The organism is Hydrogenophaga soli (genome assembly GCF_054777695.1).
In genome coordinates, this window is sequence record NZ_BAAHAK010000001.1 from 676,053 (window position 1) to 702,726 (window position 26,674).

At 64.8% G+C, this 26,674-nt stretch carries 21 protein-coding genes; 10 read left to right on the forward strand and 11 right to left on the reverse strand.

The window, feature by feature from the left end:
- Window positions 1-30 precede the first annotated feature (30 nt).
- Complete coding sequence (locus ACYVB7_RS03055) at window positions 31-903, reverse strand: ProQ/FinO family protein (RefSeq protein WP_460505078.1); 873 nt, start codon at window positions 901-903, stop codon at window positions 31-33.
- Window positions 904-1,096: 193 nt separating this feature from the next.
- Here ACYVB7_RS03055 and urtA point away from each other — a divergent pair, with 193 nt between their 5' ends.
- Window positions 1,097-2,374: an urea ABC transporter substrate-binding protein gene (gene urtA / locus ACYVB7_RS03060; RefSeq protein ID WP_460505079.1), complete on the forward strand. Its 1,278-nt coding sequence runs from the start codon at window positions 1,097-1,099 to the stop codon at window positions 2,372-2,374.
- A 66-nt stretch (window positions 2,375-2,440) separates the two neighbouring features.
- Here urtA and ACYVB7_RS03065 read toward each other — a convergent pair whose 3' ends face one another.
- Entirely contained in the window at window positions 2,441-2,941 is a 501-nt protein-coding gene (locus ACYVB7_RS03065) for a hypothetical protein (RefSeq protein ID WP_460505080.1), read from the reverse strand.
- 351 nt (window positions 2,942-3,292) lie between these two features.
- Here ACYVB7_RS03065 and ACYVB7_RS03070 point away from each other — a divergent pair, with 351 nt between their 5' ends.
- Entirely contained in the window at window positions 3,293-4,087 is a 795-nt protein-coding gene (locus ACYVB7_RS03070) for a hypothetical protein (RefSeq protein WP_460505081.1), read from the forward strand.
- Window positions 4,088-4,114: 27 nt separating this feature from the next.
- Here ACYVB7_RS03070 and ACYVB7_RS03075 read toward each other — a convergent pair whose 3' ends face one another.
- Window positions 4,115-6,253 carry a hypothetical protein gene (locus ACYVB7_RS03075; RefSeq protein ID WP_460505082.1) on the reverse strand — a complete coding sequence of 713 codons (2,139 nt, stop codon included), beginning with the start codon at window positions 6,251-6,253 and terminating at the stop codon, window positions 4,115-4,117.
- 355 nt (window positions 6,254-6,608) lie between these two features.
- Here ACYVB7_RS03075 and ACYVB7_RS03080 point away from each other — a divergent pair, with 355 nt between their 5' ends.
- A complete protein-coding gene (locus tag ACYVB7_RS03080; RefSeq protein WP_460505083.1) occupies window positions 6,609-7,730 on the forward strand; it encodes a DUF6765 family protein in 1,122 nt (373 codons plus the stop codon).
- On the opposite strand, the gene ACYVB7_RS03085 is transcribed toward ACYVB7_RS03080, so the two are convergent.
- A complete protein-coding gene (locus ACYVB7_RS03085; protein ID WP_460505084.1) occupies window positions 7,690-8,532 on the reverse strand; it encodes an EAL domain-containing protein in 843 nt (280 codons plus the stop codon). The two genes, ACYVB7_RS03080 and ACYVB7_RS03085, sit on opposite strands and share 41 nt — an antisense overlap.
- A gap of 9 nt (window positions 8,533-8,541) precedes the next feature.
- Window positions 8,542-8,736 carry a DUF1569 domain-containing protein gene (locus tag ACYVB7_RS03090; RefSeq protein ID WP_460505085.1) on the reverse strand — a complete coding sequence of 65 codons (195 nt, stop codon included), beginning with the start codon at window positions 8,734-8,736 and terminating at the stop codon, window positions 8,542-8,544.
- Here ACYVB7_RS03090 and urtB point away from each other — a divergent pair.
- The 6 genes from urtB to ACYVB7_RS03120 all read left to right on the forward strand — a co-directional run bounded on the left by urtB (window position 8,735) and on the right by ACYVB7_RS03120 (window position 16,122).
- The gene (gene urtB, locus ACYVB7_RS03095; RefSeq protein WP_460505086.1) at window positions 8,735-10,324 is read left to right on the forward strand and encodes an urea ABC transporter permease subunit UrtB; all 1,590 of its coding nucleotides are present in this window, start codon (window positions 8,735-8,737) and stop codon (window positions 10,322-10,324) included. The two genes, ACYVB7_RS03090 and urtB, sit on opposite strands and share 2 nt — an antisense overlap.
- Entirely contained in the window at window positions 10,321-11,427 is a 1,107-nt protein-coding gene (gene urtC / locus ACYVB7_RS03100; protein ID WP_460505087.1) for an urea ABC transporter permease subunit UrtC, read from the forward strand. The genes urtB and urtC overlap by 4 nt, the downstream gene beginning before the upstream one ends.
- Window positions 11,424-12,299 carry an ABC transporter ATP-binding protein gene (gene urtD, locus ACYVB7_RS03105; protein WP_460505088.1) on the forward strand — a complete coding sequence of 292 codons (876 nt, stop codon included), beginning with the start codon at window positions 11,424-11,426 and terminating at the stop codon, window positions 12,297-12,299. The genes urtC and urtD overlap by 4 nt, the downstream gene beginning before the upstream one ends.
- Before the next feature lie 82 nt (window positions 12,300-12,381).
- Window positions 12,382-13,086 carry an ABC transporter ATP-binding protein gene (gene urtE / locus ACYVB7_RS03110; RefSeq protein WP_460505089.1) on the forward strand — a complete coding sequence of 235 codons (705 nt, stop codon included), beginning with the start codon at window positions 12,382-12,384 and terminating at the stop codon, window positions 13,084-13,086.
- A gap of 109 nt (window positions 13,087-13,195) precedes the next feature.
- Window positions 13,196-13,960: an oxygen-binding di-iron domain-containing protein gene (locus tag ACYVB7_RS03115; protein WP_460505090.1), complete on the forward strand. Its 765-nt coding sequence runs from the start codon at window positions 13,196-13,198 to the stop codon at window positions 13,958-13,960.
- Window positions 13,957-16,122: a putative bifunctional diguanylate cyclase/phosphodiesterase gene (locus ACYVB7_RS03120; protein ID WP_460505091.1), complete on the forward strand. Its 2,166-nt coding sequence runs from the start codon at window positions 13,957-13,959 to the stop codon at window positions 16,120-16,122. The genes ACYVB7_RS03115 and ACYVB7_RS03120 overlap by 4 nt, the downstream gene beginning before the upstream one ends.
- Window positions 16,123-16,132: 10 nt before the next feature.
- On the opposite strand, the gene ACYVB7_RS03125 is transcribed toward ACYVB7_RS03120, so the two are convergent.
- The 6 genes from ACYVB7_RS03125 to ACYVB7_RS03150 form a co-directional block, all read right to left on the reverse strand.
- Complete coding sequence (locus ACYVB7_RS03125) at window positions 16,133-19,363, reverse strand: EAL domain-containing protein (protein ID WP_460505092.1); 3,231 nt, start codon at window positions 19,361-19,363, stop codon at window positions 16,133-16,135.
- A gap of 110 nt (window positions 19,364-19,473) precedes the next feature.
- Window positions 19,474-20,316, reverse strand: coding sequence for an urease accessory protein UreD (locus ACYVB7_RS03130; RefSeq protein WP_460505093.1), 843 nt, complete (start codon window positions 20,314-20,316; stop codon window positions 19,474-19,476).
- Window positions 20,313-21,080, reverse strand: coding sequence for an ABC transporter permease (locus tag ACYVB7_RS03135; RefSeq protein WP_460505094.1), 768 nt, complete (start codon window positions 21,078-21,080; stop codon window positions 20,313-20,315). Before ACYVB7_RS03135 ends, ACYVB7_RS03130 begins: the two co-directional genes overlap by 4 nt.
- A gap of 16 nt (window positions 21,081-21,096) precedes the next feature.
- Window positions 21,097-21,939 carry an ABC transporter ATP-binding protein gene (locus ACYVB7_RS03140; RefSeq protein WP_460505095.1) on the reverse strand — a complete coding sequence of 281 codons (843 nt, stop codon included), beginning with the start codon at window positions 21,937-21,939 and terminating at the stop codon, window positions 21,097-21,099.
- A gap of 6 nt (window positions 21,940-21,945) precedes the next feature.
- Window positions 21,946-22,980, reverse strand: a complete 1,035-nt coding sequence (locus ACYVB7_RS03145) for an ABC transporter substrate-binding protein (protein ID WP_460505096.1) — start codon at window positions 22,978-22,980, stop codon at window positions 21,946-21,948.
- Window positions 22,981-23,031: 51 nt separating this feature from the next.
- Entirely contained in the window at window positions 23,032-25,365 is a 2,334-nt protein-coding gene (locus ACYVB7_RS03150) for an NADP-dependent malic enzyme (RefSeq protein WP_460505097.1), read from the reverse strand.
- A gap of 267 nt (window positions 25,366-25,632) precedes the next feature.
- On the opposite strand from ACYVB7_RS03150, the gene ACYVB7_RS03155 reads away from it, so the two are divergent.
- Window positions 25,633-26,674: methyl-accepting chemotaxis protein (locus ACYVB7_RS03155; protein WP_460505098.1), on the forward strand; the 1,042-nt coding region annotated here is incomplete at its 3' end.

Below are 26,674 nucleotides of genomic sequence, written 5' to 3' on the forward strand. Positions count from 1 at the left end.
GCGCCCCTGGGTGTGCACTCAGGTGTGCACTCAGGTGGGGGTGGCGGGCGGGGTTTCGGTGCGCGCGCGGGCGCGGTTGAGTGTGGCGGCGGCTTCGATGGGGTGGAGGCCGTACATGTCGGCAAACTCGTTCACGGTCTTGCCGCTGGCCTCGAAGGCTTGCAGCAGCGCCTGGTCGCGGGCCACGCGGGAGGCCAGGTCGGCCATGGCCTCGTCCAGGATGGCGTTGGCGTCTTCGTCGCGGGTGCGAACCAGTTGGGCGTAGTCCAGCGGGGCCAGGGTGGAGGCTTCGGCGGCCTGCACCATGCGGCTGCGCAGCTCGGCGCGCACGTCTTGCCCGGTGCGCTGGTGTTTGCGTTTGAACACCTCCAGCAGCGAGTGGTGCTGGTGCTCGGGGGCCACGGCTTCCACCGCGGTGCCGCTCAGGTCGTGGCGGGGCTGGCCCGAGGCCATGGCGGTGAGGTAGCGGGTGGAGCGGGTGTGCAGGCCCAGGGCTTCCTTCAGGCCGTCCTTGGTGAGTTGCTCGGGGTGGGCGGCCAGCAGGTCGTGCAGGATGCCGCGCTTGAGCGGCAGCAGCTTGGGGCCGAACAGCGCGGGGTACAGCTCGGCCAGCTGGGCCAGCACCGGGTGCTGGGGCTTGGCGGGCTTTTGGGGACCGTTGCGAGGACCGGCGGGGCGCCCGTTGCCCTGGCCACGGCCTGCCGGACGGGGGCCACCACGGCGGCCCTGGGGCCGCGGGCCACGGGGGGCTTGCTCTGCGGCGGGGGGCGTGGGGCTGGCTGGGGCCTGCGCCTCTGGGGAGGCGGGGGCGGAATCAGCAGCAGAGACGCTTGCAGAAACGGCAACGGAAAGGGCCGCAGTTTCGGGCGTGGAATCGGTGGGGGCGGAGGCGCTGTCGGTCATGGCATGGGGGGCAACGCGTGGCGGCCCCGAAGTCACAAAACCCCGCATCATGCCAGCAAGCCGGGGCATGTACGCCATGCGGCGTATGAAGTGGGTATGAGGCGGCCCAGTACGCCATGCGGCGTACAGACGCTCCAGCGGCTTTTCCCGAGGATTGAGCCATCCGATTCACCAACCCTTGGAGCCCCGCACCATGCAAGCCTCTTCCAACGCGTCCCGCCGCTTCACCCTCAAGGCCTTGTCCGTCGCAGCCCTGCTGTCGGCCACCGGCCTGTCCGCCCACGCCGCCGACACCATCAAGGTGGGCGTGCTGCACAGCCTGTCGGGCACCATGGCCATTTCCGAGACCGTGCTGAAAGACACGGTGCTGATGGCCATTGACGAAATCAACGCCAAGGGCGGCGTGCTGGGCAAGAAGCTGGAGCCCGTGGTGGTGGACCCGGCCTCCAACTGGCCCCTGTTCGCTGAAAAGACCAAACAACTGCTGGGCCAGGACAAGGTCTCCGTCATCTTCGGTTGCTGGACCAGCGTGAGCCGCAAGTCGGTGCTGCCCGTGGTGGAGGAAATGAACGGCCTGCTGTTCTACCCCGTGCAATACGAAGGTGAAGAACTCAGCAAAAACGTGTTCTACACCGGTGCCGCGCCCAACCAGCAGGCCATTCCCGCCGTGGAATACCTGATGAGCAAGGACGGCGGCGGTGCCAAGCGTTTTGTGCTGCTGGGCACCGACTACGTGTACCCCCGCACCACCAACAAGATCCTGCGCGCCTTCCTGAAAAGCAAGGGCGTGAAGGACAGCGACATCGACGAAAAGTACACCCCCTTCGGTCACAGCGATTACCAGACCATCGTGGCCGACATCAAGAAGTTCAGCGCCGGTGGCAAGACCGCGGTGATCTCCACCATCAACGGTGACTCCAACGTGCCCTTCTACAAGGAACTGGGCAACGCCGGCCTGAAGGCCAAGGACGTGCCGGTGGTGGCCTTCTCCGTGGGTGAAGAAGAACTGCGTGGCGTGGACACCAAACCCCTGGTGGGCCACCTGGCCGCCTGGAACTACTTCATGAGCATCAAGAACCCGGCCAACACCGAGTTCATCAAGAAGTGGAGCGACTACGCCAAGGCCAAGGGCATTGCCGGCCACAAGGACAAGCCGCTGACCAACGACCCCATGGAAGCCACCTACATCGGCATTCACATGTGGAAGCAGGCCGTGGAAAAGGCCAAGACCACCGACGTGGACAAGGTCATCGCCGCCATGGCCGGTCAGACCTTCCAGGCCCCGGGTGGCTTCACCTCCAAGATGGACGAAAAGAACCACCACCTGCACAAGCCCGTGTTCATTGGCGAAGTGAAGGCCGACGGCCAGTTCAACGTGGTGTGGAAGACCCCCGGCCCCGTGAAGGCCCAGCCCTGGAGCCCCTTCATCGAAGGCAACGACAAGAAGAAGGACGAGCCCGAGAAGAAGTGATTTGGGGTTGAGTCAGAGCGAAACCCGGACCGGCAACGGTTCGGGTTTTTTTCCATGGTGACCACCCTACTTGGTGGTGGGGGCCTGCATCCGGTCCATCATCATCTGCATCATGGACTGCATCATGTCCATGCGCTTTTCCATCATCTGGTGGTGGGCCATCATGTCCATGGGCATCTTGCCCATCATGCTGCCCTTGTCGGCGCCACCCTTCATGCCCATGCCACCGCGCATGCCGTCCATCACGGACATGGCGTCCTGCATGGACTTCATGGCCTCGGGCATCAGCGCCATGCGTTCTTCGGGGGTTTTGGCCGCCATGAACTTCTGGTGCATCTCCCGCATGGCCTTCATCTGTGCATCCATCTGGCCCATTTTTTCCATCGTGCCTTTGTCCATGGCCGCGGGCTTGGGTGCGGGCTGGGGGGCCGAGGTTGCCTCGGCCGGATGGTGGGCCGAATGGTCTTCGGCCTTGCTGTCCTGTGCCCATGCACCGGTGCCGACAAACGCCAGCGACAGGGCCAGTACCAGACGCGATGCGGTTAAACCAACAGCACGGGATTGCATGATGAACTTCCTTTCGATGCCATGTTGCCGCCCCGGAGCAACAAAAGTGAATGGGGCCATGGCTGGTACTGCGCCTGTCTTGGCGCCGAAGGGCGACACAACCACAAGCCACCCAGCCCCATGAACCGCACAGAGCCCATACAACGGTCACCACTCCTCTGCCTCTGAATCGCTCTGTGTCGGCAGTTTAGGAGCCGGATGCCGCTGCCAACATGACGTCAGCATTACGTTTTTGTCAGGTTCTGGGGGGCGCTTGCAAACGCGCTTTTCCCCGTCACGTCGTTGACGTCGGGGCTGCACCGATCACGAAACAGGCGTAGGCTTGTGCCACCACAACTCAGGGAGCGACACATGACCCAACAAATTTCGGGCCGATGCATGTTCATCTGGCAACTGGCCCCGGTCCTCAAGACCGAGCTGGGCGTTCAGGGCCTGGTGGCCAAGGCCAAGGCTGCGGGCCTGAGCGGCGTGTGGATCAAGGTGGCCGACGCCGCCAAGCCGTTTGCCAACGTGGCCACACCCGCGGCGCAGCAAGACTTTGTGCAGGTGCGCGACGCGCTGCGGGCCGCAGGCATCAGCGTGTGGGGCTGGCAGGTGCCCTACGGCAAGACCGTGGCCCAGGCCACCGCCGAGGCCGATTGCGCGATCGGTCTGGCCACCTCGCTCGACCTGGACGGCATGCTCATGGACGCCGAGGGCGGCGCAGGCTACTTCACCGGCGGCCCCACGGTGGCCCAGGCTTACGCCGAGCGCCTGGCCGACCAACTGGGCCAGCAGAACCGCGGCCTGGCCATTTGCGGCAACGACATTCCCAGCAACTTCCCCAACTACCCGTTTGCCACCTTTGCGCAGTACGCGCAGTTCAACACCCCCCAGGTGTACTACGGCGGCAGCCCCAGCGTGGCCAACCGGCTGGACCGCGCCATCACCGCCAATGCGGGCTTTGACCTGCCGTTTGTGCCCGTGGGCGCTGCGTGGCTGGGCGACGGCGGCGGATGCGCCTCCGCATCGGCCTGCGCAGAACGCGCCCGGGAGTTCCTGCGCCTGGTGGACGCCCACGGCTTTGTGGGGTGCAGCTTCTGGCACTGGCAAGCGGCTCCGTCGGCGTTCTGGGAGGTGCTGATCGACACGCCTGCGGGGGGCTGAGGGGGGCAAAACGCCTGCTCGGCGGGGTCACTCATCGCGGCGTTTGGTCAGGCCGGAGAGCACGGCCACCAGCAGCAAACTGGCCACCCACCCAAACATGATTTCGAACCAGACGAACAGGCGCACAACGTGCTTGAACGTCCAGTGGTCCAAAAGCTCCTCGTCCCAGGTGGCCTTGGGGGTGGGGATCAGGGGGGCCCAGTCCTGTTCCTGCTGCAAATTCACCACCGGCAGCAGCACATCCAGTGAATACATCAGCGGACTGAAGCCGGTGTACTCCTCGGGCAGGTCTTCGCACAGGTACCAATTGTCTTTGCAGCATGGGTATTTTTGGAACACCAGCGGGTTGCTCGGCCCCATCACCCCTTGCAGGGCCGCCGCCCAATACACCGCCGCGCAAACCAGCCACACACACACCATCCAAACACCCAGGCGCATGGGGCGGTAGCCATACCCCATCAAGTGCCCAAACGCCGCATGCATGCCTTGGGCGGTGGAACGGTACAGGTCTCGTTTCCAGCCAGGCCAAGCCTTGGGCGTTTGCCCAATCAGGTGGGTGGCGCGCAAATGGTCTTCCAGCGCAATGGCCACTTGCCGGGCGTCTTCGGTGTGTCCCATGTTGCGCAACACCTGTTGCAGTTGCCTCCAGGGTTGGGGGTGGAAGCTGGCGGCACTGAGGTGATCCTCTGGTTGCTTGTTCAGCCACGCCAGCCGTGTGGTGGCGTCGGTGGGGGCCCCGCCGCCAATGTGCTCGTAGACAAACCCGTCCAACACCACGTCGTCACCCCAGGCGTCGGCATCGTCATTCAACCGGCCCACGCGGGCCGAGGCCAGGCTGACATGGTGTGCGGGTCGCGTCAGCTTTCTGAAAAAGAAGCTGCCGTTCACCACCAAACCATCTGCTCCAAAAGAGAGGCCTTTGCTGCTTTGAAACGTGGCACCTTGGCATGCCAGATTGCCGCCAATCTGTGCGCCCAGCAGGCGAACTGCGCTGGTGGTGGTGAACCCGTTGTTCAGAAACACGCTACCTTTGATGGCAGCCCTTTCGGCGGACAGCGCATCGCCGTCTTTCCCGTCCAGTTTCGCACCCCCGCAGTCCAAGGTTCCGTCAATCTGAGCCCCCAGCAGGCGAACTTTGCCGGTGGCGGTAAACCCGTTGTTCAGAAACACGCTACCTTTGATGGCAGCCCTTTCGGCGGACAGCGCATCGCCGCCTTTCCCGTTCAGTTTCGCGCCCCCGCAGCTCAAGGTTCCGTCAATCTGAGCCCCCAGCAGGCGAACTTTGCCGGTGGCGGTAAACCCGTTGTTCAGAAACACGCTGCCTTTGATGACAGCCCTGTCAGCGCACAGCGCATCACCGTCTTTCCCGTCCAGTTTCGCACCACTGCATTCCAGAACGCTGCCAATCTGTGCGCTCAGCAGGCGAACCGTGCCGGTTGCGGTGAACCCGTTGTTTAAGTACACGCTGCCTTTGATGACAGCCTTTCCTGCTGACAGCGCGTCACCGTTTTCCCCGTCAAGTTTCGCGCCGTTGCATGCCAAATCTCCGCCAATCTGCGCGCCCAGCAGGCAAACCTTGCCGATGGCAGTGAACCCCTCGTTCAGAAACACGCCGCCGTTGATGACAGCCCTGTCGGCTGACAGCGCGACATCGCCTTTCCCGTCCAGTTTCGCGCCACTGCATCCCAGATCTCCGCCAATCTGTGCGCCCAGCAGGCGCACCTTGCCGGTGGCAACGAAACAGTCGCCCAGAAAAACGTCATCGCGGCATTTGAGTCCATCAGCGATCAGACCGGGGACCTGGCTGCCAGCCAGGTTGAATGCACCGGTCACCCGTGTACGTTCCAGCACCAAGCTGGCTTCAAAGTGGGCATGTTCGAGTGCCAAGCTGGTGGGTACGGTGGCATCCGTCAGGTCGAGCGCTCCCGTCACCCATCCCCCACGCAGTTGAACGCCGCGCTCGTGGATGGGCACTTCGTCGCTGCCGCCCAGCACCAAGAAGCGGAGGAAGTCGGCACGCACCGTGTTGGCATGCGACTCGGCGGACGGGCGGCTGTCCCCAAGGTTGGCAGGCAGGCCGGATTTGCAGGCGTCAAGCAGCTGGACCTCAGCCGGTGTCAGTGGTTTGAATTCGGCCAGGGTGCGGCCCGTGGGATGTTGTTTCAAGCATGCCTCCGCTTCAAGCTTGTTGGTGGGTGGTGAAGATAGCTCAGTGTTGTGCCCGCCGTGGATCCCCCGTTTTCTTGCAAATCGAAGTTTCAAGTTTCGTTTTGCAAACGGGGTGGAACGTTTGCAAGAAAAATCCGACCCTACCGCTTTCAAATCAATCGCAAGCAGCTATCAAAAACATAGTTTCCAGTCCCACCCATCCCCCGGGTTTGGGAGGCTTGCCGCCCGCGCACCGGCTCCGTAGCATGCGTGCGGTGCGCCACCCGGGCCGACAGAGCCGACCAGACAGGCGGGGGTGCATGGGCGGGCCGCAGGGCCGCCCTTGTGTCAACCAACTTCAGGGACGGACCGCATGCAAATCGACTTTCACCACGCCGTGACTTACCTGGTGGCCCGCTTGGCGGGTTTTGGCCCCCCAGAGGCCACCACCATTGCCCACAGCGCCCAGTACGTGGATGACGCCACCAACGCCGGCACCGTCCAGTTTGACAACGGGGCGCAGTACACCCGCATCGCCTCGGCGCACAAGATGCTGGACTACAAGAACATGGACGACCTGGCCGACCACCTGGTGTGGCTGCCGTTCCACTTTCTGCCCGGCAACAACGGCGAGCCCGCGCCCGCCGCGCCGCAGAACCTCAGCACCGAGCAGTACCTGGAACGCTGCGTGACCCGCCCCAACAGCCCGGTGGCCCAGGAAATGATGAAAGACGTGCTGCGCCGACAAGACCGCCCCTACGCGCTGCACCGCCTGGGCATTGCCAGCCATGTGTACGTGGACACCTGGGCCCACCAGGGTTTTGTGGGCTACCCACACAAGCGCAACCAGGCCAAGAACATCCGCACCCCGCAGCCGGAACGGGCCAACGGGCTGCGTGAGCGCTTGAAAGACTTGTTTGGCGACGTGGTGGACAACATCGCGGGCCGTGTGGTGGGCGACGTGTTGCCCCTGGGGCACGGGGCCGTGCTGTCGTTTCCCGACCAGCCCTGCCTGGTGTGGTCGTACACCAATGGCCTGGGCGAAGCGGTCAAGCGCGACAACCCCCGCGACTTTTCCGAGGCGGCGCGCCAGCTGTTCCAGTGCTTCAAGCGCTACCGCGACTACCCCCAGCAGCGTGAGGCGGTGTTTGCCCACGACTACCCCCTGCCGCAGCCCGCGTTTGACCAACTGGACCAGCACCTGCGCAGCTTCACCGACGAAAACGGCGACCACCGCCACGCCCAGTGGCTGGCCGCCTTCAAGGCCGGTGTGTACGGCTTCACCGATTGCCCCAGCTACGTGGCCAAGGGCGTGGGGTCGTGGAAGCACCAGGCCCTGGGCACCACCGAGGCGGTGGACGTGGTGTCAGCCACCTACCCCTACCAAGCCAGCTTCCTCAGCAGCGACTGGAAGCACTTTCACGACGCGCTGCAAATCCACCGCCTGCACATCCTCAACGAGCTGCTGCCACGCTTTGGGCTGACGGCGGCCTGAGTGCGTCTGAAAGTGTGGCCGCCGCCTTGAACGCGGGTTTGGCAAACAGGTAGCCCTGCATCAGGTCAATGCCCGCGTGGTGCAGGAAGTCGCGCTCGGCCACGGTCTCGATGCCTTCGGCAATCACCTGGATGCCCATGTCGGCGCACAGCCGCACCAGGTTGCACACGATGGCCTGGCGTGCCGGGTGGCGGTCCACATGGCGCACCAGGTCCATGTCGATCTTGATGATGTCGGGCTGGAAATCGGCCAGCAGCTTCAGGCCCGCGTAGCCTGCACCAAAGTCGTCGATGGCGGTTTTGAAGCCCAGCCGCTTGTACTCCCGCAGGATTTGGGCGAACCAGGGGCCGTCTTCCACACGCTCGCCCTCGGTCACTTCAAAAATGATGCGCTCCAGCGGAAACCCGTGGGCCTGCGCCGCGGCCAGGGTGGTGCGTATGCAGGTTTCGGGCTGGTAGATGGCGTTGGGCAGGAAGTTGATGGACACCGCCTCGGCCAAGCCCAGTTCGCTGGCACCTTTGATGGCTTTGACGCGGCAGGCCTGGTCAAAACGGTAGCGGTTGTCGTGGTTCACGTGGGCCAGCACCGAGGCCGCGCTTTCGCCCTGAGGGCCGCGCACCAGGGCTTCGTGCGCAAACACGGTGCCGGTGCTCAGCCGGACGATGGGCTGGTAGGCAAAGTCAAACTGGAAATCCAGCCCCGCCGCCTGGGCGCAGCGCTCGCAGTCGGGCAGCGTGCCTGCGAACGGTTGGAAATTCGCAGGGAAACCACGGGTGGCCGACGGCGAGGTGGAGGGGGTCATTCGGCCACTTTAGCGGCTTTCGAAGTGCGACAGGTGATCGGCCAAGTGCATGGCGTGGGCTTGTGCAAGTGCCACGTGGCTCAAGGGGCCGTGGGCAAAGTGGGGTTGGAGCGCCCACCCGCCCATACGCCACCCGGCGTATTTCCCGTTTTTGGTGCATTGCCCAGAATCGGCGCACCAAGCACCCACGGGGAACCACCACATGCACACGCGTTGGCCCGGCCTGAAACGGCTGGGGATGTTGATAGCTTCACTTTTTGTAGCTGCTCACGCTTATGGATTAAGCGCAGAGGCCGCAAAAAACATGTCAATTGGCGAAGCGGACGACCGCATTGCCGCCATCGCCGCGGCCCTGGCCGCCGAGCCTGACGACAAAACCGCCGCCTTCATCCAGGCGCTGGCCGACGACGCCGTCAAGTTCAAGGGCGAGCAGGTGTTCGTGGTGAAGGACGGGCAGGGCGCCGATCCGGTGACGGGCCAGCCCGTGGCCGTGCCCCCTGATGCCGAAGATGTGATGAACAACAACCGCCTGCGCGGCGAGCTGGACACCGCGCTGGCCGCCCTCAAGCTGCTGGCCCCCAACGTGGCCACCCGCCGCGACGCCGTGGCAGCCCTGCTGAAGGAGCCCAACCCCGCCCTGCTGCCCTTGCTGGACAAGGCGCTGGCCGCCGAGACCGACGCCGCCATCAAGGCCCAGCTGGCGCTGGCCAAGGCCGCCGCCCAACTGGGCAGCGACGACCCCACCCAACGCCTGGCCGCCGCCAAGGCGCTGGCCGACAGCCAAACCCCCGCCACCCAGCTGCTGCTGAACGAGCGCCTGTCGCAAGAAACCGACCCGGCGGTGAAGTCCGCCCTGTCGGCCAGCCTCAAGACCATCACCGACGGCCTGAAACTGGGCGAGGTGCTGGGCACGTTGTTCACCGGCGTCAGCCTGGGCTCGGTGCTGCTGCTGGTGGCGCTGGGCCTGGCCATCACCTACGGGTTGATGGGCGTGATCAACATGGCGCACGGCGAGCTGATGATGATTGGTGCCTACGCCACCTACGTGGTGCAGGGCCTGTTTCGCAGTTACCTGCCGGGCGCGTTCGATTGGTATTTGGTGGCCGCGTTGCCGGTGGCCTTTGTCACCTCGGCCCTGGTGGGTGCGGCGCTGGAGCGTGGCGTGCTGCGCTTCTTGTACGGCCGCCCGCTGGAAACCCTGCTGGCCACCTGGGGCATCAGCCTCATGCTGATGCAGGCCGTGCGCAGCCTGTTCGGTGCGCAGAACGTGGGCGTGGAAAACCCCAGCTGGATGAGCGGCGGCGTGCAGGTGCTGGCCAACCTGACGCTGCCCTACAACCGGCTGGTCATCATCGCGTTTGCCGGGGCCGTGCTGCTGGGCATGGCCTGGTTGATTGGCCACACCCGGCTGGGCCTGTTTGTGCGCGGCGTCACGCAGAACCGCCCCATGGCCAGTTGCATGGGCGTGAACACCGCCCGCATCGACACCTACGCCTTTGCCCTGGGCAGCGGCATTGCCGGGCTGGCCGGTTGCGCCCTGAGCCAGGTGGGCAACGTGGGGCCGGACCTGGGGCAGAACTACATCGTTGACGCCTTCATGGTGGTGGTGGTGGGCGGTGTGGGCCAGCTGGCCGGGGCGGTGTACGCCGCGCTGGGGCTGGGCATGGCCGCCAAGCTGCTGGAGGGCTGGACCGGCGCCGTGCTGGCCAAGATTGCCGTGCTGGTGTTCATCATCGTGTTCATCCAGAAGCGGCCCCAAGGGATTTTTGCGATGAAGGGACGGGAAGCATGAATGCGATGGTGTCTTTGCCTGCACGCCAGCCGCTGCTGTCGCGCAGCGGCTGGGCGGGCTTTGGGGTGGCCCTGGTCGCGGTGTGCGCCGTGGCCCCCGCCCTCAACCTTTGGGTGCCTGCGGGCAGCCTGTTCCACCTGAGCGACTACGGCGTGGCGCTGGTGGGCAAGATCATGTGTTTTGCCATCTGCGCGCTGGCCATGGACCTGATCTGGGGCTACACCGGCATCTTGAGCCTGGGCCACGGCCTGTTCTTTGCGCTGGGCGGTTACGCCATGGGCATGTACCTGATGCGCCAGATCGGGCGCGACGGCAACTACCAGAGCGACCTGCCCGATTTCATGGTGTTCCTGGACTGGAAGGAACTGCCCTGGCACTGGGCCTTGAGCGACAGCTTTGCCGCCACCCTGGCGCTGGTGGTGCTGGTGCCCGGTGTGGTGGCGCTGGTGTTCGGCTTCTTTGCCTTTCGCTCGCGCATCAAGGGGGTGTACTTCTCCATCATCACCCAGGCCATGACGTTCGCGGCCATGCTGCTGTTCTTCCGCAACGAGACGGGGTTTGGCGGCAACAACGGCTTCACCGACTTCAAGCGCATCCTGGGCATGCCCTTGGCGACGCAGAACATGCGCATGACGCTGTTTGTGCTGACCGGCTGCACGCTGCTGGGCTTTGTGCTGTTTGGCCGCTGGCTGGTGACCAGCAAGTTCGGGCGGGTGCTGCAAGCCATCCGCGACGCGGAAAGCCGCGTCATGTTCAGCGGCTACAACCCGCTGCCCTACAAGCTCACCATCTGGGTCATTTCCGCCGTGATGTGCGGCGTGGCTGGGGCGCTGTACGTGCCGCAGGTGGGCATCATCAACCCCAGCGAAATGAGCGTGGCCAACAGCATCGAAATTGCCATCTGGGCCGCCGTGGGAGGTCGCGCCACCCTGGTGGGGCCGGTCGTGGGGGCTTTCCTGGTCAACGGGGCCAAGAGTTGGCTCACCGTCACCGCGCCCGAGTTCTGGCTGTATTTCCTGGGCGCACTGTTCATTGCGGTGACGCTGTTCCTGCCCAACGGCGTGGTGGGGCTGGTGAAGAAATTGAAGGGAGCGAAAGCATGACACCGGACCTGATGGAAGCCGGTGCCCAGCGCCTGGCCAAGCAAGCGCCTGTTCTTACCCAAGGGCAGACCGAATCCGGGGGGCGCAGCGCGGGTTTTGGCCGCGTGCACACGCCGGGCGAGGTGGATGTGACGCATGGCCGCATCCTGTACCTGGAGGACGTGCACGTCAGCTTCGACGGCTTCAAGGCCATCAACGGCCTGAGCCTGGACATTGCGCCCGGCGAGCTGCGCTGCATCATCGGCCCCAACGGCGCGGGCAAGACCACGATGATGGACATCATCACCGGCAAGACCCGGCCCGACAGTGGCACCGTGTTCTTTGGCTCCACCATCGACCTGCTGCGCCACCGCGAGGCCGACATTGCCCAGATGGGCATTGGCCGCAAGTTCCAAAAGCCCACGGTGTTCGAGCCCCTCACCGTGTTCGAGAACCTCGAACTCGCCCTCAAGACCCACAAGGGTGTGTGGCCGTCCATGGTGTTCCGCCTGGACAGCGCCCAGAAGGACCGCCTGGCCGAGGTGCTGCACACCATCCACCTGGTCGACCAGGTCAACCGCCCCGCGGGCCTGTTGAGCCACGGGCAGAAGCAGTGGCTGGAAATCGGCATGCTGCTGATGCAAGACCCCAAACTGCTGCTGCTGGACGAACCCGTGGCCGGCATGACCGACGAGGAAACTGCCCGCACCGCCGAGCTGTTCCTCACCCTCAAGGGCAAACACAGCCTCATGGTGGTGGAGCACGACATGGGCTTCATCAAGACCATCAGCGAAAAGGTCACCGTGCTGTGCGACGGCTCGGTGCTGGCCGAGGGCACGCTGGACCAGGTGCAGGCCGATGAACGGGTGATCGAGGTCTATTTGGGCCGCTGACCGTGGGGGTGGCTTTTACTTCAAAAACAATAGCTGCTTGCGCTTCATATACAAGCGCTAGAGGCTGAAAAGGCTTTAAACCATGTTGGACGTTAGCGACATCAACCAGTACTACGGCGGCTCCCACATCCTGCGTGGGGTGAGCCTGTCGGCCACGCCGGGCAAGATCACCGTGCTGCTGGGGCGCAACGGCGTGGGCAAGACCACGCTGCTCAAAAGCCTGATGGGCCTGGTGCCCATCCGCTCCGGCCAGGTGCTGCTGGGCGGCACCGACATGGCCCGCGCCACGCCCTACGACCGCGCCCGCGCCGGCATGGGGTACGTGCCCCAGGGCCGTGAGATTTTTGCCCGCCTCACCGTGGAAGAAAACCTGCGCATGGGCCTGGCCTACCGCCCAGGCAGCACGCCGGTGCCGCCGGTGTTGTACGAGCTGTTTCCGGTGCTGAAACAAATGCTGCACCGCCGCGGCGGCGACCTGTCGGGCGGCCAGCAGCAGCAGCTGGCCATTGCGCGGGCGCTGGCCCCGGTGCCCAAAGTGCTGGTGCTGGACGAACCCACCGAGGGCATACAGCCCAGCATCATCAAGGACATTGGCCGCGTGCTGCGGCTGCTGGCCGACGTGGGCCTGAACGGCCAGCGCATGGCCATTGTGTTGTGCGAGCAGTATTACGACTTTGCCGAAGAACTGGCCGACGAGTACCTGGTGATGGAGCGCGGCGAAGTCATCGCCCGCGGCCCGGGCAGCGAGATGCAAGCCAAGGGCATCCGGCAGCTGGTGGCCATCTGAGGGTGGGGGCGGCAGGTGCTCTACACTCAAACGTTTCCCCCTGCTGCATTTGGGGGCATTTGGGTGAGGTTCCCTCCCTTTTCAAACACCACAGCTGCTGGACAGTGATATGCGCAACGTCAAGTTGTTCGATGCAGACGGCCACCTGTTCGTCTTGCTCAATGAAAGCGATCAGGGCGAAGAGGGCGGGGTCCGCTCCAATCAGTACCTGATCTGCCACGAGGGGGCCGGTGTGTTGCTGGACCCGGGCGGTTTTGGCGTCATGCCCCGGGTGCTGGCCGAGATGCTGCGCTACGTGCAGCCCGCCCAGGTGCAGGCGGTGTTCCTGTCCCACCAGGACCCGGACATCGTGGGCGGCCTGGCCACCTGGCTGGAGCTGATCAAGGCGCCGGTGTACATCTCGCGCATCTGGATGCGGTTTTTGCCGCACTACGGCCTCAAGGACATGTCGCAGTTCGTGGGTGTGCCCGACGAAGGGCTGGATTGCGAGGTGGCCCCCGGCTTCCACCTGAAGGTGGTGCCCGCGCATTTCCTGCACTCCGAGGGGCAGATCAACGTCTACGACCCGATCTCCAAGGTGCTGTTCTCGGGCGACATCGGCGCGGCCCTGATGCCCGAAGGCGACGATCAGGCGTTTGTGGACGATTTTGAGCGCCATGTGCCCTTCATCGAAGGCTTTCACCGCCGCTACATGTGCTCCAACAAGGCCATTCGCTGCTGGCTGGACACCATTGCCGACCTGGACATCCAGATGATTGCGCCCCAGCACGGCCCGGTGTTCCGGGGCGAGGCGGTGCGCCAGTTCCTGGACTGGCTGCGCGACTTGCCCTGCGGCGTGGACCTGTTGCAGCCCGGCGGGCGGTTCGCCTCATGATGGACGCGCTGCCACCTCACCTGGAAACCGCCCGCCTGCGCACGATGGACCGCATGGCGGCCCTGCTGGAAAGCCAGACGCGCACCCGCATCTTCGGCAACAACCTCAACGGCTTGGTCCGGGAGGTCCACCATGAACTGAGCGCCGATTTGCGCCGGATGGCCGAAGACCCCGGCGCGGCCAACCTGGGCCAGCGCCTGCAGCAGGCGGTGCAGACCTGCGAGCGCCTGGACGCCACCCTGGACCTGTTGGTCAACGAGCGCCAGCGCCAGTGGTACCTGAACGGCAACCACGTGCGCGCCACCATGCAGGAGTTCAACGACACGCTGCAGGACTTGTCGCACTCGCTGGTGGAAAAGGACCTGTTCGAGCGCCAGAGCATGGTGCTGGAGCGCATCATCCTGTCGCACGAGCATGTGGCGCAGTGGAAGGAGTTTGTGCAGGAAATCCTGTGCGACTTCCACGACATCTTCCCGTTCAACTTCTTCTACATCGCCTTTGCCGAAGAGCATGGGCTGTCGCTCTACCTGTATTACCTGGGCGACTACTCCGACGAGGTTCGCAAGAACGCCCGCGACATGCTCTCGGGCCAGATGCTGAACAACCTCAACCTGCCGCACGACGCGCTGCTGGACATCGAGGAGTTCACCGTTCGCCGCAGCGGGCCGGTGGAGCGCATGGACGCGGTGCGCATGATCACGGTGGCGGTGCCCGAGCACACGCCCAAGCTGGCGGGTTTGCTGGGTGTGGCCTACGTGGCCACGGGTGAACTCAGCCCGCAGGAGGAGGCCGTGGTGCGCTCCATCCTGTCGGTGATGGTGATGGTGGTCGGCTCCAGCAAGGCGCTGTCGCGCACGCTGTCCGAGCTGGAGTACTACTCCATGCACGACCCGCTCACGGGCCTGTACAACCGGCGGCACTTCAACAACATCCTGGAGTACGAAACGGGGCGTTCCGAGCGGCACCAGCACGAGTTCTCGCTGCTCATGCTTGACCTGGACGACTTCAAGGACATCAACGACACCTACGGTCACCCCACGGGCGACGACGCCCTGTGTGGCGTGGCCGAAATCCTGCGGGAAAACCTGCGCAAGGGGGACCTGGCCGCCCGCATCGGCGGGGACGAGTTCGCCGTGGTGCTGATGGAAACCGGGCGCGAGGGGGCGCTGGTGGTGGCCAACAACCTGGGGCGCATGTTGCGCGAGCGGGTGTTCACCGCCCCCGACGGCAAGCACTTTCACCTGACGGTGTCCATCGGCATTGCCACCTACCCGCTGGATGCGCCCAACGAGGCAGACCTGCTCACCGGGGCCGATGTGGCCATGTACCGGGCCAAGGGCATGGGCAAGGACAGTGCCTGCACGCTGGATGCCCCTGACGGACAAGCCAAAAACGTGCGCCACACCCGCGACTACGTGGAAAAGCTGCGCGAGGCGCTGCGGGAAGACCGCATCCAACCGTATTTCCACGGCATCGTGCATTGCCAAACGGGTGAGCTGTTTGCCTGCGAGACCCTGGCCCGCCTGGTGGAGCCCAATGGCGATGTGTTGCCCGCGGGGCAGTTCATCGAAACCATCGAAAAGTACGGCATGGGCCGGGAGCTGGACCGCATCATCATCAGCAAGGCCTTCCAGGCTTTGCGGGACCGCATGGCCCAGGGGCAGGGCGGCATGAAGCTGTTCCTCAACCTGTCGGCCCAGGAAATCCAGGGGCGCGGGGTGCTGGGGTATGCCGAAGACTTGTGCAATGCGCTGGGCATTCCCCCGCAGAGCGTGGTGTTCGAGATCCTGGAGCGGGACGCCATTGGCGACATGACCAACATGCGCAAGTTCCTGGCCAACCTGCGCGAAAAGGGTTTTGCGTTTGCCTTGGACGATTTCGGCAGCGGCTACAACTCCTTCCACTACCTGCGCGAGCTTCGGTTCGAGTACGTGAAGATCGACGGCGCGTTTGTCCGCAACATCCTCAACTCCAAGATCGACCATGCGCTGGTGCACAACCTGTCGCGCCTGTGTGGCGACATCGGCATCCAGACCGTGGCCGAGTTTGTCGAAAACCAGGCCATCCACGACGCCCTGAAGGGCATGGGCATCGACTACGTACAGGGCTACCACATTGGCATGCCCACGCAGAGCATGCCCAGGGGGCGCACGCTGCGTTGAGCCGCAGCGCTCAGCCGCCGACGCCGTGGCGGAAGTTCTCCCAGGGCTTGCGTTCGTTCCAATCGCCCACCCACTGCGCCCACTGCCCGGCGGGCATGGGGTGCGCAATGCCATAGCCCTGCGCCAGGTGGCACCCCAGGCGCAGCAGGGCGTGGGCGTGCTGCAGGGTTTCCACGCCTTCGGCAATCACGGGGCGGTGGAAGGCGTGGGCCAGGTACACCACGCTTTGCACAATGCCGGCGTCGTCCGGGTCTTGCAGCATGTCGCGCACAAAACTCTGGTCGATCTTGATCATGTCCACCGGCAGAGTGCGGAAGTAGGCCAGGGACGAGTAGCCGGTGCCAAAGTCGTCCAGCGCAAAACGCACGCCAAAGGTGCGGCATTCCGCCATCACCCGGGCGGCCAGGCGGGTGTCGGCCAGGGCGGCGCTTTCCAGGATTTCCAGCTCCAGCTCGCCATGGCTCACCTGCGGGTGTTGCGCCAGGGTTTGCTGCAACCACAGGGCAAACCCGGGTTTGAGCAACTGGTGCCCACTGAGGTTGACGCTGACGCAGAACTCGGCATCCAACGGCAGGGCCTGGGCCTTCCAGGCTGCCACCTGGGCCAGCGCGGTGCGCACCACCCATTCGCCCAGTTCCACCTCGAAGTCGCTGCCGGCCACCTGCCACAAGAAGGCCCCGGGTGCCAGCAGGCCCAGCTCGGGGTGCTGCCAGCGCATCAGCGCCTCGGCTCCGACGATGGCGCCCGTGTCCAGGTCCACCTTGGGTTGGTAGTACAGCAGCAGTTCCTGCTGGGCCAGGGCCTGTTTCAGGCGGGAGAGCTGCTCCCGCTGTGCCTGCACCTCGCGGTCCAGGGCGCGGTCGAACAGGTGCACCCGGTTGCGTCCGGCCTGCTTGGCCTGGTACATGGCCTGGTCGGCGTGGCGCAGCAGGGCATCACCGTCCGATTCATCGTCGGGGAACACCGTGATGCCCACGCTGGCCGACACATGGGCCGTGGCGGCATCCAACTGCACGGGTTGCTGCACGGTCTGCAACACCCGGTCAACGATGCCTCGCCACTCGTCGGGCTGGGTCATGTCGGTCAGCAGCAGCACGAACTCGTCGCCCCCCAGCCGGGCCAGGGTGTCGTGGGCGCGCAGCACGCTGTGCAGCCGCTCCGTCATGCGGATGAGCAACTGGTCGCCCACCGCATGGCCCAGGCGGTCGTTGACGGGTTTGAAGTCGTCCAGGTCCAGGTAACACACGGCCAGCCAATGGTGGTGGCGCCGGGCCCGCTCGATGGCCTGGGCCAGCCGGTCGAGCAGCATGCGGCGGTTGGGCACCCCGGTCAGGGCGTCGTAGTGGGCCAATCGGTCCAGTTCGGCCTGGTGGGCCTTGAGGTGGCTGATGTCGGTGAACACCACCACGTGGTGGGTGATCTGCTGGTCGGTGTTGTGCACGGCGGTGATGGACACCGCGCAGTTGAGCACCCGGTCGCCCGGGCCCTTCAAGCTCAACTCCCCGGCCCAGTGGTCGTGGCGGGCCAGGGTGTCGATCAGGGGCGGCCATGGGTCGGCTTCGGGGGCTTGGAGCGGGGCCAGCAGCGCCGTGAGGGGGCGCTGCTGCACGGCATCGTGGGCCCATCCGGTGATGCGGGTGAACGCCGGGTTGGTGTCCAGCATGCGGTGTTGTGCATCGGTGATGATGACGCCGTCGTAACTGTTGGCAAACACGCTGGCGGCCAAGCGCAGTTGGTCTTGTTGCAGTTTTTCGTTGGTGATGTCACGCCACACCCCCAGCGCCTCCATGGCACCTGATTGGGTGCCCGGCAGCAGCCGCACGTCGGTGTCGAACCAGCGGTACTGGCCTTCCACGTTGGCAAAACGGTAGGTTTGGCGCAGGTTGCCCAGCAGGTGCAGTTGCCGCAGGCCTTCAACGGCGCGCCCCAGGTCGTCGGGGTGCACATGCGCACGCCACCAGGTGCGTTCAAACGTCTGTTCGGCGGTGTAGCCCAACAGATGCTGGGTGTTGTCACTGAACCAGGTGAGTTCGGTCATGTGGCGTTGCACCCGCAAGGTGTAGAACATGACGGGGCTGGACGCCATCACCTGGTTCAGGCGGTTGGTGGTGGATTGCAGCTTGTCGTGCTCGGCGGCCAGCCTGGCCTGGGTGTGCAGCAGCCGTCGGCGCTGCAGGTGCAGGTTCAGGGCCAGAACCAGGGCTGCCCCGGTGAGCGCCAGCACACCCACGATCCACACCCGGTATCGGTGCCACACATCCTGCCAGCTCAAGGAGGGCAGGCTGTGGAAAGGCTCCATGCGAAGGTCACGCATGGCCTGTTCCACCGATGAGTAATCGGCGGGGATGGAGAACCCCTGGATGTCGGCGGCCCGCGCCGCCGCATCGGCAGGGCGCAGGGCCAGCAAGGCCGCGGCCACCTTCTGGCTGGCGTCCCGGTCCACGTCCACCACGGCCAGAAACGGCCACTCCGGATACAGGCGGGTGGACACCCGGTCCTGGAATCCCGGGTGATGCAGGGGCTGAACCACCTTGAGTTCATCGGGTTGGAGCACGCCTTCCCGCTCCAGGTCTTCCAGCACACCGGTGCGCACAAAACCGGCATCGGCCCGACCCGCTTGCACGCTGGAAATGACCTGATCCACTGGCTGCCGCGTTTCCACCCAGGTGATGGTGTCCAGGTCCACCCCATGGCGCAACAACTCTGCGGCGGGGGCCATGAAGGTTCCCAGGTAGTGGCGACCGGCAATGGCAATGCGTTTGTGGCTCAGGTCGTTCAGGCTCTGGAGGTCGTTGCGGTCCGCGCGCCGGACAATGACCCCGCCAATGCCGTGCACGCTGCGGTCTCCCTGCTTGGCCACCACGGTGGCCAGTGCGCCGGAGAGCTGGCCCGTCTCCCGCAGCTTGATGTAGTGCGTGGGGTTGGTGAGCACAAAGTCCAGTTCGTGGCGGGCCAGTCCGGCTTCCAACTCTCCGTCGCTCATGGGCAGGACACGCACCGGCACGCCACCCAGGTGCTGGGACAGGTAGCGGCCCAGCTCGCCGTACCGCTCCTGCATGACCGGCTTGGGGCGAAACGCAAACACACCCAGGGTGTAGGGGCGGTCCGCGCGATGGGGGGCGGACGATGGATGGACTGGCGTCTCCTGTGCACGGGCCTGTGCCAGCATGAACGCCAGCACCAACCCCAGCAACCAGGTCCATCTCCCGGGTCGCGCCATCCGTGCGTGCAACACCTGCATGTGTGTCTCGAACCTTGTGGTCTGTCGGGCTGCGCGTGGGCTTGTGACGCCAAGACCGCGCATGCCGAATTGCCTGGCATGGTATCAGCGCTGCACTGGGGCTGATGGGGTCACACCTGCCAGATGCGGGGTGGGGTGGATGTCATCTGCCAGGCCTGGTGTCGCCACACCTTCCAGGCGGCCTGAAACCCGGTCAGCACGGGCTCGGTCATGGGGGCCAGGCACCGGATCACCAGCAGGTGGGGATGGGGGCTGGTGGCGGCGCAGTGCAGGGTGGTGGGCAGCACGGCCCGCACCTCGTCCAGCAGGTGTTGGCGTTCCGCGGCGGTCCATGGGGTTCCGCTGGCCAGCCAGAAGGTGCCCAGGCAGCGTTGCCCTGCCAAGCCCAGGGGCGAGTCCATCAGCCGGGCATCGGCGGCGTCCAGCCGGGCCTGCTCCAACCAGTGGCTAGGCCAGCTCAGCTGCTGTTCCACGCAGCCCGAGGCAAAAGGCTGTCCCGTGGCGGGCAGCCCCAGGGCCGTGATGTCCCAGCCCATGAGTTCCGCCCCTTCGGCCAAATCAAAGCTCAGCAGGTTGCGGGCCTTGCAACCGTTGTAGGCCAAGGTCTCCAGTGGCAGCCATTCCAGGCGTGCGCCAGGGGCCAGGCTCAGGTGCACACGCTGCGTGGCCCAGTCGGTGTCGGTCTTGTAAAAGCGGGTGGCCCCGGGGGTGCTCACCAGCGCGTGGGCATGGGGTTCCACCTGGACATGGATGTCCAGCGTGTCGCCACCCACCAGCCCCCCGGGGGGGTGGACCAGCACGTTGTGGCACACCTGCGGGCCTTCGGGGTACAGGGTTTGAAGCACCCGCAAGGGGCCATCGTGCTCAAAGTCCAGCACGGTGCGCGAGGGCTGTTCCGGGGACGATCCCCCGCGCTGGCTGTAGTGCAGCTGAAGGCGGGCGTGCCAGCTCATTCGCCGTGGGAACCCCGGTGTGCCCAGGCCGTGGTGTGTTTTTCCACAAAGCTGAACAGTTCGTACATGGCCATGGCCATGGCGCCCACCACCAGCAGGCCGCTGAAGGCCAGGCCCATCTGCATGGACGACCCGGCAGAAATCAGCAGGTAGCCAATGCCCTCGTTGGCTGCGGTCATCTCCGACACCGTGGTGCCCACAAACGCCAGGGTGATGGACACCTTCAAGGAGCCGTAGAAGTACGGCAGCGAGCGTGGCAACCCCACCTTGACCAGCACGTCCCAGCGGCGGGCACCCAGCACGCGCAGCACGTCTTCCAGCTCGGGCTCCAGCGTGGCCAGCCCGGTGGCGATGTTGACCATGATGGGGAAAAAGCTGATGAGGAAGGCCGTCAGCACCGCCGGCCCCACACCAATGCCGAACCACACCACCAGGATGGGCACGAAGGCCGCCTTGGGCAGCGCGTTGAACGCGGTCATCAGTGGGTAAAGGGCTGCATAGGCCAGGCGCGAGCTGCCGATCAGGAAGCCCAGCAACACCCCCACTCCGATGGCAATGGCAAACCCCGCCATGGTTACCCAGAAGGTGCGCCACGCATGGCCCGCGATGGTGGTGCCGTGTTCCAGCGTCTGCTCCCAGATGCGCAAGGGGCTGGGGAAGATGAACTCGGACACGTTGAAGGCCGAGCAGACCACCTGCCACACCACCACGGTGCACAGCATCAGCACCCAAGGGGCCCAGCGTTCCATGTGTTTCTTGTTCAAGACCGTGCTCCTGGCGTCATTGCGTGATGGCGGCGGAGGCCCCGGTCTTGCGCAGGGCCCCGATGTGGCCGCGCAGCTCGTGCACGATGTCGGTGAACTCAGGGGTGTAGGTCACCTCCAGGTCACGGGGGCGGGGCAGGTCGATGTGGCGCTTGACGACAAAGCGCCCCGGCCCCTTGCTCATCACATACACCGTGTCGGCCAGAAACACACTTTCGCGCAGATCGTGCGTGACCAGGATGACGTTGAACTTCTGCGCCGCCTGCAAATCGCGCAGGGTGCACCACAGTTCTTCGCGGGTGAAAGCGTCCAGGGCACCAAAGGGTTCGTCCAGCAGCAGCATCTTGGGCTCGTGGATCAGGGCCCGGCAAATGCTGGCACGCTGCTGCATGCCGCCCGACAGCTGCCAGGGGTACTTTTTCTCCATGCCAGCCAAGCCCACGCTGGCCAGCAGGGCCGAGGCCCGAGCTTCGTATTCTTTGCGTTTGGCCTTGAACTGGCTGCGGTGCGGCTCCACGATTTCCAGGGGCAGCAGCACGTTGTCCAGGGTGGTGCGCCATGGCAGCAGGGAGGGGGCCTGAAAGGCCATGCCCGAGATCTTCAAGGGGCCGTCCACCGGCTGGCCATCGACCGTGATGCAGCCCTTGCTGGGGCGTTTGAGGCCGGTGGTCAGCTTCATGAAGGTGGATTTGCCGCAGCCCGAGGGGCCCACAATGGCAATGAACTCCCCTTGGGCCACCGAGAGGTTGATGTCCTCCACCGCAAACAGGCCTTTGGCCCACAGCTCGTCGTTGTAGGCCAGCCAGACGTTTTTGAACTCGACAAAGGGGCGTTCAGCGGGGGCCAAGGGGTGGGACATGACCACTCACTTCTTGGCTTTGGGCAGGATGTCCAAATCCTTGGCGTCGGGCAGCACCGACGAGGTCCACACCGCGTTCACGTCGATGCGGCTCTTGGTTTTGTAGGCGTCGGACACCTGGCTGGCCATCAGCGCCATGCGGGAGGGGTTGATCTGCCCGAAGCCTTCCTTGCGGGCATCGGGGCTGGCCACCACCGAGTCGATGGCCAGTTTCAGCCGCCGGGTTTCCAGTGGCACGTTGATGATGCCGTCGCGGTTCTTCACGGTGGCGATGGCGGCTTCAGGGTTGGCCATGACCTCCTTGGCGCCCTTGGCAAATGCAGCCAGGAAGGCCCGAACGGCCGTGGGGTTCTCTTTGAGCAGCTTGGGCGAGGCGATGATGACGTTGCCGTACAGCCTCACGCCGTGGTCGGCAAAGTTCATGACCACCACGTCTTCGGCCTTGACGCCTCGGGCCTCCAGGTTGAGCAGCGAGGTGAACGAAAAACCCGTGATGGCATCGATGTCGCCGCGCACCAGCATGGTTTCGCGCAGGGGCGGGTCCATGGACGTCCAGGCCACATTGCTGATGCCATTGGCCTTTTCAAAAATGGGGAACCCCTTGCGCCCGGCGTCGAACACCGGTGCCCCCAGCTTCTTGCCACTGAGGTCGGTGGGTTTGCTGATGCCCGACTTCTTGAGCGCCAACACCGCGGCCGGGGTGTTGTTGTAGACCATCATCACGGCCACGGGCTTGTTGGGCGCATCGGGGTTGTTGGCGTGAAACTCCATGAGTGCCGCCATGTCGGCAAAACCCATGTCGTAGGTGCCCGCGGCCACGCGGGTGACCGTGCCGCCCGAGCCGTTGCCGGCGTCGATGGCCACGTCCAGTCCCGCGTCCTTGTAGTAGCCCTTGGCCGCCGACTGCAGGAACAAGGCCGCAGGGCCTTCAAAACGCCAATCCAGCTGGAATTTGATGGACTTGCTCTGTGCCTGGGCGGTGCCCAGGGTGGCCAGGGCCACAGCCATCACGGCAGACTGGAGAAAAAGGCGTTTGGACATGGAGGGCTCCTGCGGTTGGGTTGCGCTCAGGGGTATAAAGGGCTAAGCAAGTTAAATGCCAGCTTGGCTGCGCCGTTGCAGGCTCCGGCTGGCCACGGCCAGGGCGGTCATGTTCAGCACACGCCGCACCGTGGCCGCGGGGGTGAGGATGTAGGCCGTGGCGGCCGCACCCATCAGCACCGGGCCCACGGTCACGCCGCCGCTGGTGGTGGTTTTCAGCACGTTGTAGAGGATGTTGGCGGCATCCAGGTTGGGGCACACCAGCAGGTTGGCCGAGCCGCTCAGGGTGGAGTCGGCGTTGTAGGCGGTGCGGATGTCTTCGTCCAACGCGGCGTCACCGTGCAACTCGCCGTCGCATTCAATCTCGGGGTGGCGTTCCACGAACAGGTCGCGCGCCGCACGCATCTTGCGCGCCGACGCCCGCTTGGACGAACCGAAGCTGGAGTGCGACAAAAACGCCACCTTGGGCGTGATGCCGAACTTCTGCACCTCCTGGGCGGACATCCATGCAATGTCGGCCAGCTGCTCGGCGGTGGGGTCTTCGTTCACGTAGGTGTCGGTGATGAACAGCGGGCCGTTGTTGGTCATCAGTGCGTTGACGGCGGCAAACAGGTTGGCCCCCGGTGCTTTGCCCAGCACGGCGTCGATGCGCTCCAGGTGGGTGGTGTACAGCCCCCCCAGACCGCAGATGAGGGCATCGGCATCGCCCAGCTTGACCATCAACGAACCGATGATGGTGTTGGAGCGCCGCACCGCTGCCTTGGCCACCTCGGGGCTGGCTCCGTTGCGCTTCATCAGCTGGTGGTAGGTCTCCCAGTACTGGCGGAAACGGGGGTCGTCTTCGGGGTTGACGTTTTCCACGTCCACCCCCAGGCGCATGCGCAGGCCGGCCTTTTCGATGCGGGCGGCAATCACGCTGGGGCGGCCGATCAGGATGGGGCGGGCCAGGTGGTCGTCGATGGCCATCTGGGCGGCACGCAGGGCACGCTCGTCTTCGCCGTCGGCATAGGCCACGCGCTTGATGTCGGCAGGGGCGGCTTTGGCGATGTTGAAGATGGGCCGCATCAGGATGCCGGTTTGCGTCACAAAGCGCGACAGGCTTTCGCGGTAGGCGTCCATGTCGGTGATGGGGCGGGCCGCCACACCGCTGTCTGCCGCAGCCTGGGCCACGGCGGGGGCGATGCGAAGGATCAGGCGCGTGTCAAACGGCGTGGGAATCAGGTAGTCGGGGCCAAAGGTCAGCTCCTTGCCCACGTAGGCGGCGGCCACCTCGTCGCTGGTTTCGGCCTTGGCCAGGTCGGCAATCTGGCGCACGCAGGCCAGCTTCATGGCCTCGGTGATCTTGGTGGCCCCGCAGTCCAGTGCACCGCGGAAGATGTACGGGAAGCACAGGACGTTGTTCACCTGGTTGGGGTAGTCCGAACGGCCGGTGGCGATGATGCAGTCCGGGCGCACGGCCTTGGCCAGTTCGGGGCGGATTTCCGGCTCGGGGTTGGCCAGGGCCAGCACGATGGGCTTGGGGGCCATGGTCTTCATCATCTCGGCGGTCAGCACGCCGGGGGCTGAGCAGCCCAGGAACACGTCGGCACCGTTGACCACGTCGGCCAGGGTGCGGGCTTCGGTCACCTGTGCAAAGCGGGCCTTGGACTCGTCGTAACCGCCGGGGCGGCCTTCGTAGATCACGCCCTTGCTGTCACACACGTAGATGTTCTTGGGGTTGGCCCCCAGGCCCACCATCACGCCCAGGCAGGCCAGGGCGGCGGCCCCGGCACCGCTGACGGCAATCTTGACGTCGCCAATCTGTTTGCCCACCAGTTCCAGGCCATTGAGCAGCGCGGCGCTGGAGATGATGGCCGTGCCGTGCTGGTCGTCGTGGAACACGGGAATGCCCATGCGCTCGGTCAGCTTCTTTTCGATGTAGAAGCACTCGGGCGCCTTGATGTCTTCCAGGTTGATGCCGCCCAGTGTGGGCTCCAGGCTGGCGATGATGTCCACCAGCTTGTCGGGGTCGCGCTCGTCCAGCTCGATGTCGAACACATCCACACCGGCAAATTTCTTGAACAGGCAGCCCTTGCCTTCCATCACCGGTTTGCCGGCGAGCGGGCCGATGTCGCCCAGGCCCAACACCGCTGTGCCATTCGTCACCACCGCCACCAGGTTGCCACGGCTGGTGTAGTCAGCGGCTTTGGAGGGGTCTGCGGCAATTTCCAGGCAGGGGTAGGCCACGCCGGGTGAGTAGGCCAGCGACAGGTCGCGCTGGTTGGACAGGGTCTTGGTGGGGGTGACGGCGATCTTGCCGCGCACCGGGTTGCGGTGGTAGTCGCAGGCGGCGTCACGCAGGGCCTGTTCAGCAGGCGAAAGGTTGTCGAGGCGGTGGGAACTCAAGGCTGTCTCCAATCAGGCAATGTGCAAAACAGGGCGGCTAGCCTAACCGATTCGCTGTGAGGGGCTTGAGGGGGGATTGGTCGATGGGGAGAGGGCGTTGGACTGTTGACTTACATCCCACTGAATCCGTGGGGCATTGGATTTGGCATTAGCCCTGCCTTAAGTCAAACTTGTTGACGATCGACAAAAGAAATACGCAGGCGCTGGCCATACTGAACATGCTGCGTTGAATCAACCAAACTCATTGGGACAATGAAGATGAAAAACATGACCGTTCGAGCCAAACTGACGTGGGCGTTTGGCGTACTGGCCGCCATGGTGCTGCTGATCGGCAGCATGGCCATTCGGCAATTGGGCGTTGCCAATGACGAGTTCCAGAATTTTGTGGAAGGCATTTACGCCCGCCTGGCCACCGCCAACGAGCTGATGAACGTGGTCAATGACCGGGCCATTGCCGCACGCAACATCGTGCTGGTGACCAAACCCGAGGATTTGCAGGCCGAAAAAGAGGCCGTGACCAAGGCCCATGCAGGTGTCGGAAAGAACCTGGCACAACTCAAGCAGATGATCGCCACCCAACCCGGGGTGAGCGACGAGGCCAAGCGCCTGGTGGCCGACATCGATGCGGTGGAGCAAAAGTACGGCCCCGTGGCCCAGGCCATCGTGGAGTTGGGCCTGAACCGGCAGAACGAGGCCGCCATCGCCAAGATGAACGACGAGTGCCGACCGCTGCTCAAGGCCCTGAACAACGCCGTGGATGGGTTCGTGGCGCAGAGCACCGCCAATGCCAGCAAGCTGGTGGCCGAGGCCAAGGAGTCGTATGCCGTCCAGCGCACGTTGCTCATCAGCATTGCCGTGTTGTCCTTGGTGGTGGCCGTGGTGGCCGGGGCTTTGATCACCCGAAGCCTGGTGGGCGCACTGGGCGCCGAGCCCTCCGAACTCTCCGACGCCCTGGGCCGAGTGGCCGACGGTGACCTGAGCGAACGCCTGAACGTCTCTGCCACAGACACCACCAGCGTGATGGCCTCGCTGGCACGCATGCAGCAAGCCCTCATTCGCGTGGTCTCCTCGGTGCGCCAAGGCTCGGAAGGCGTGGCCACCGCCTCCAACCAAATTGCCCAAGGCAACCAAGACCTCTCGGGCCGCACCGAAAGCCAAGCCAGCGCCCTGGAAGAAACGGCGTCCAGCATGGAAGAACTGGGCTCCACCGTCAAACAAAACGCCGACAACGCCCGCCAGGCCAACCAACTGGCCATGAGCGCCTCCACCGTGGCCGTGCAAGGTGGGGAAGTGGTGAGCCAAGTGGTGG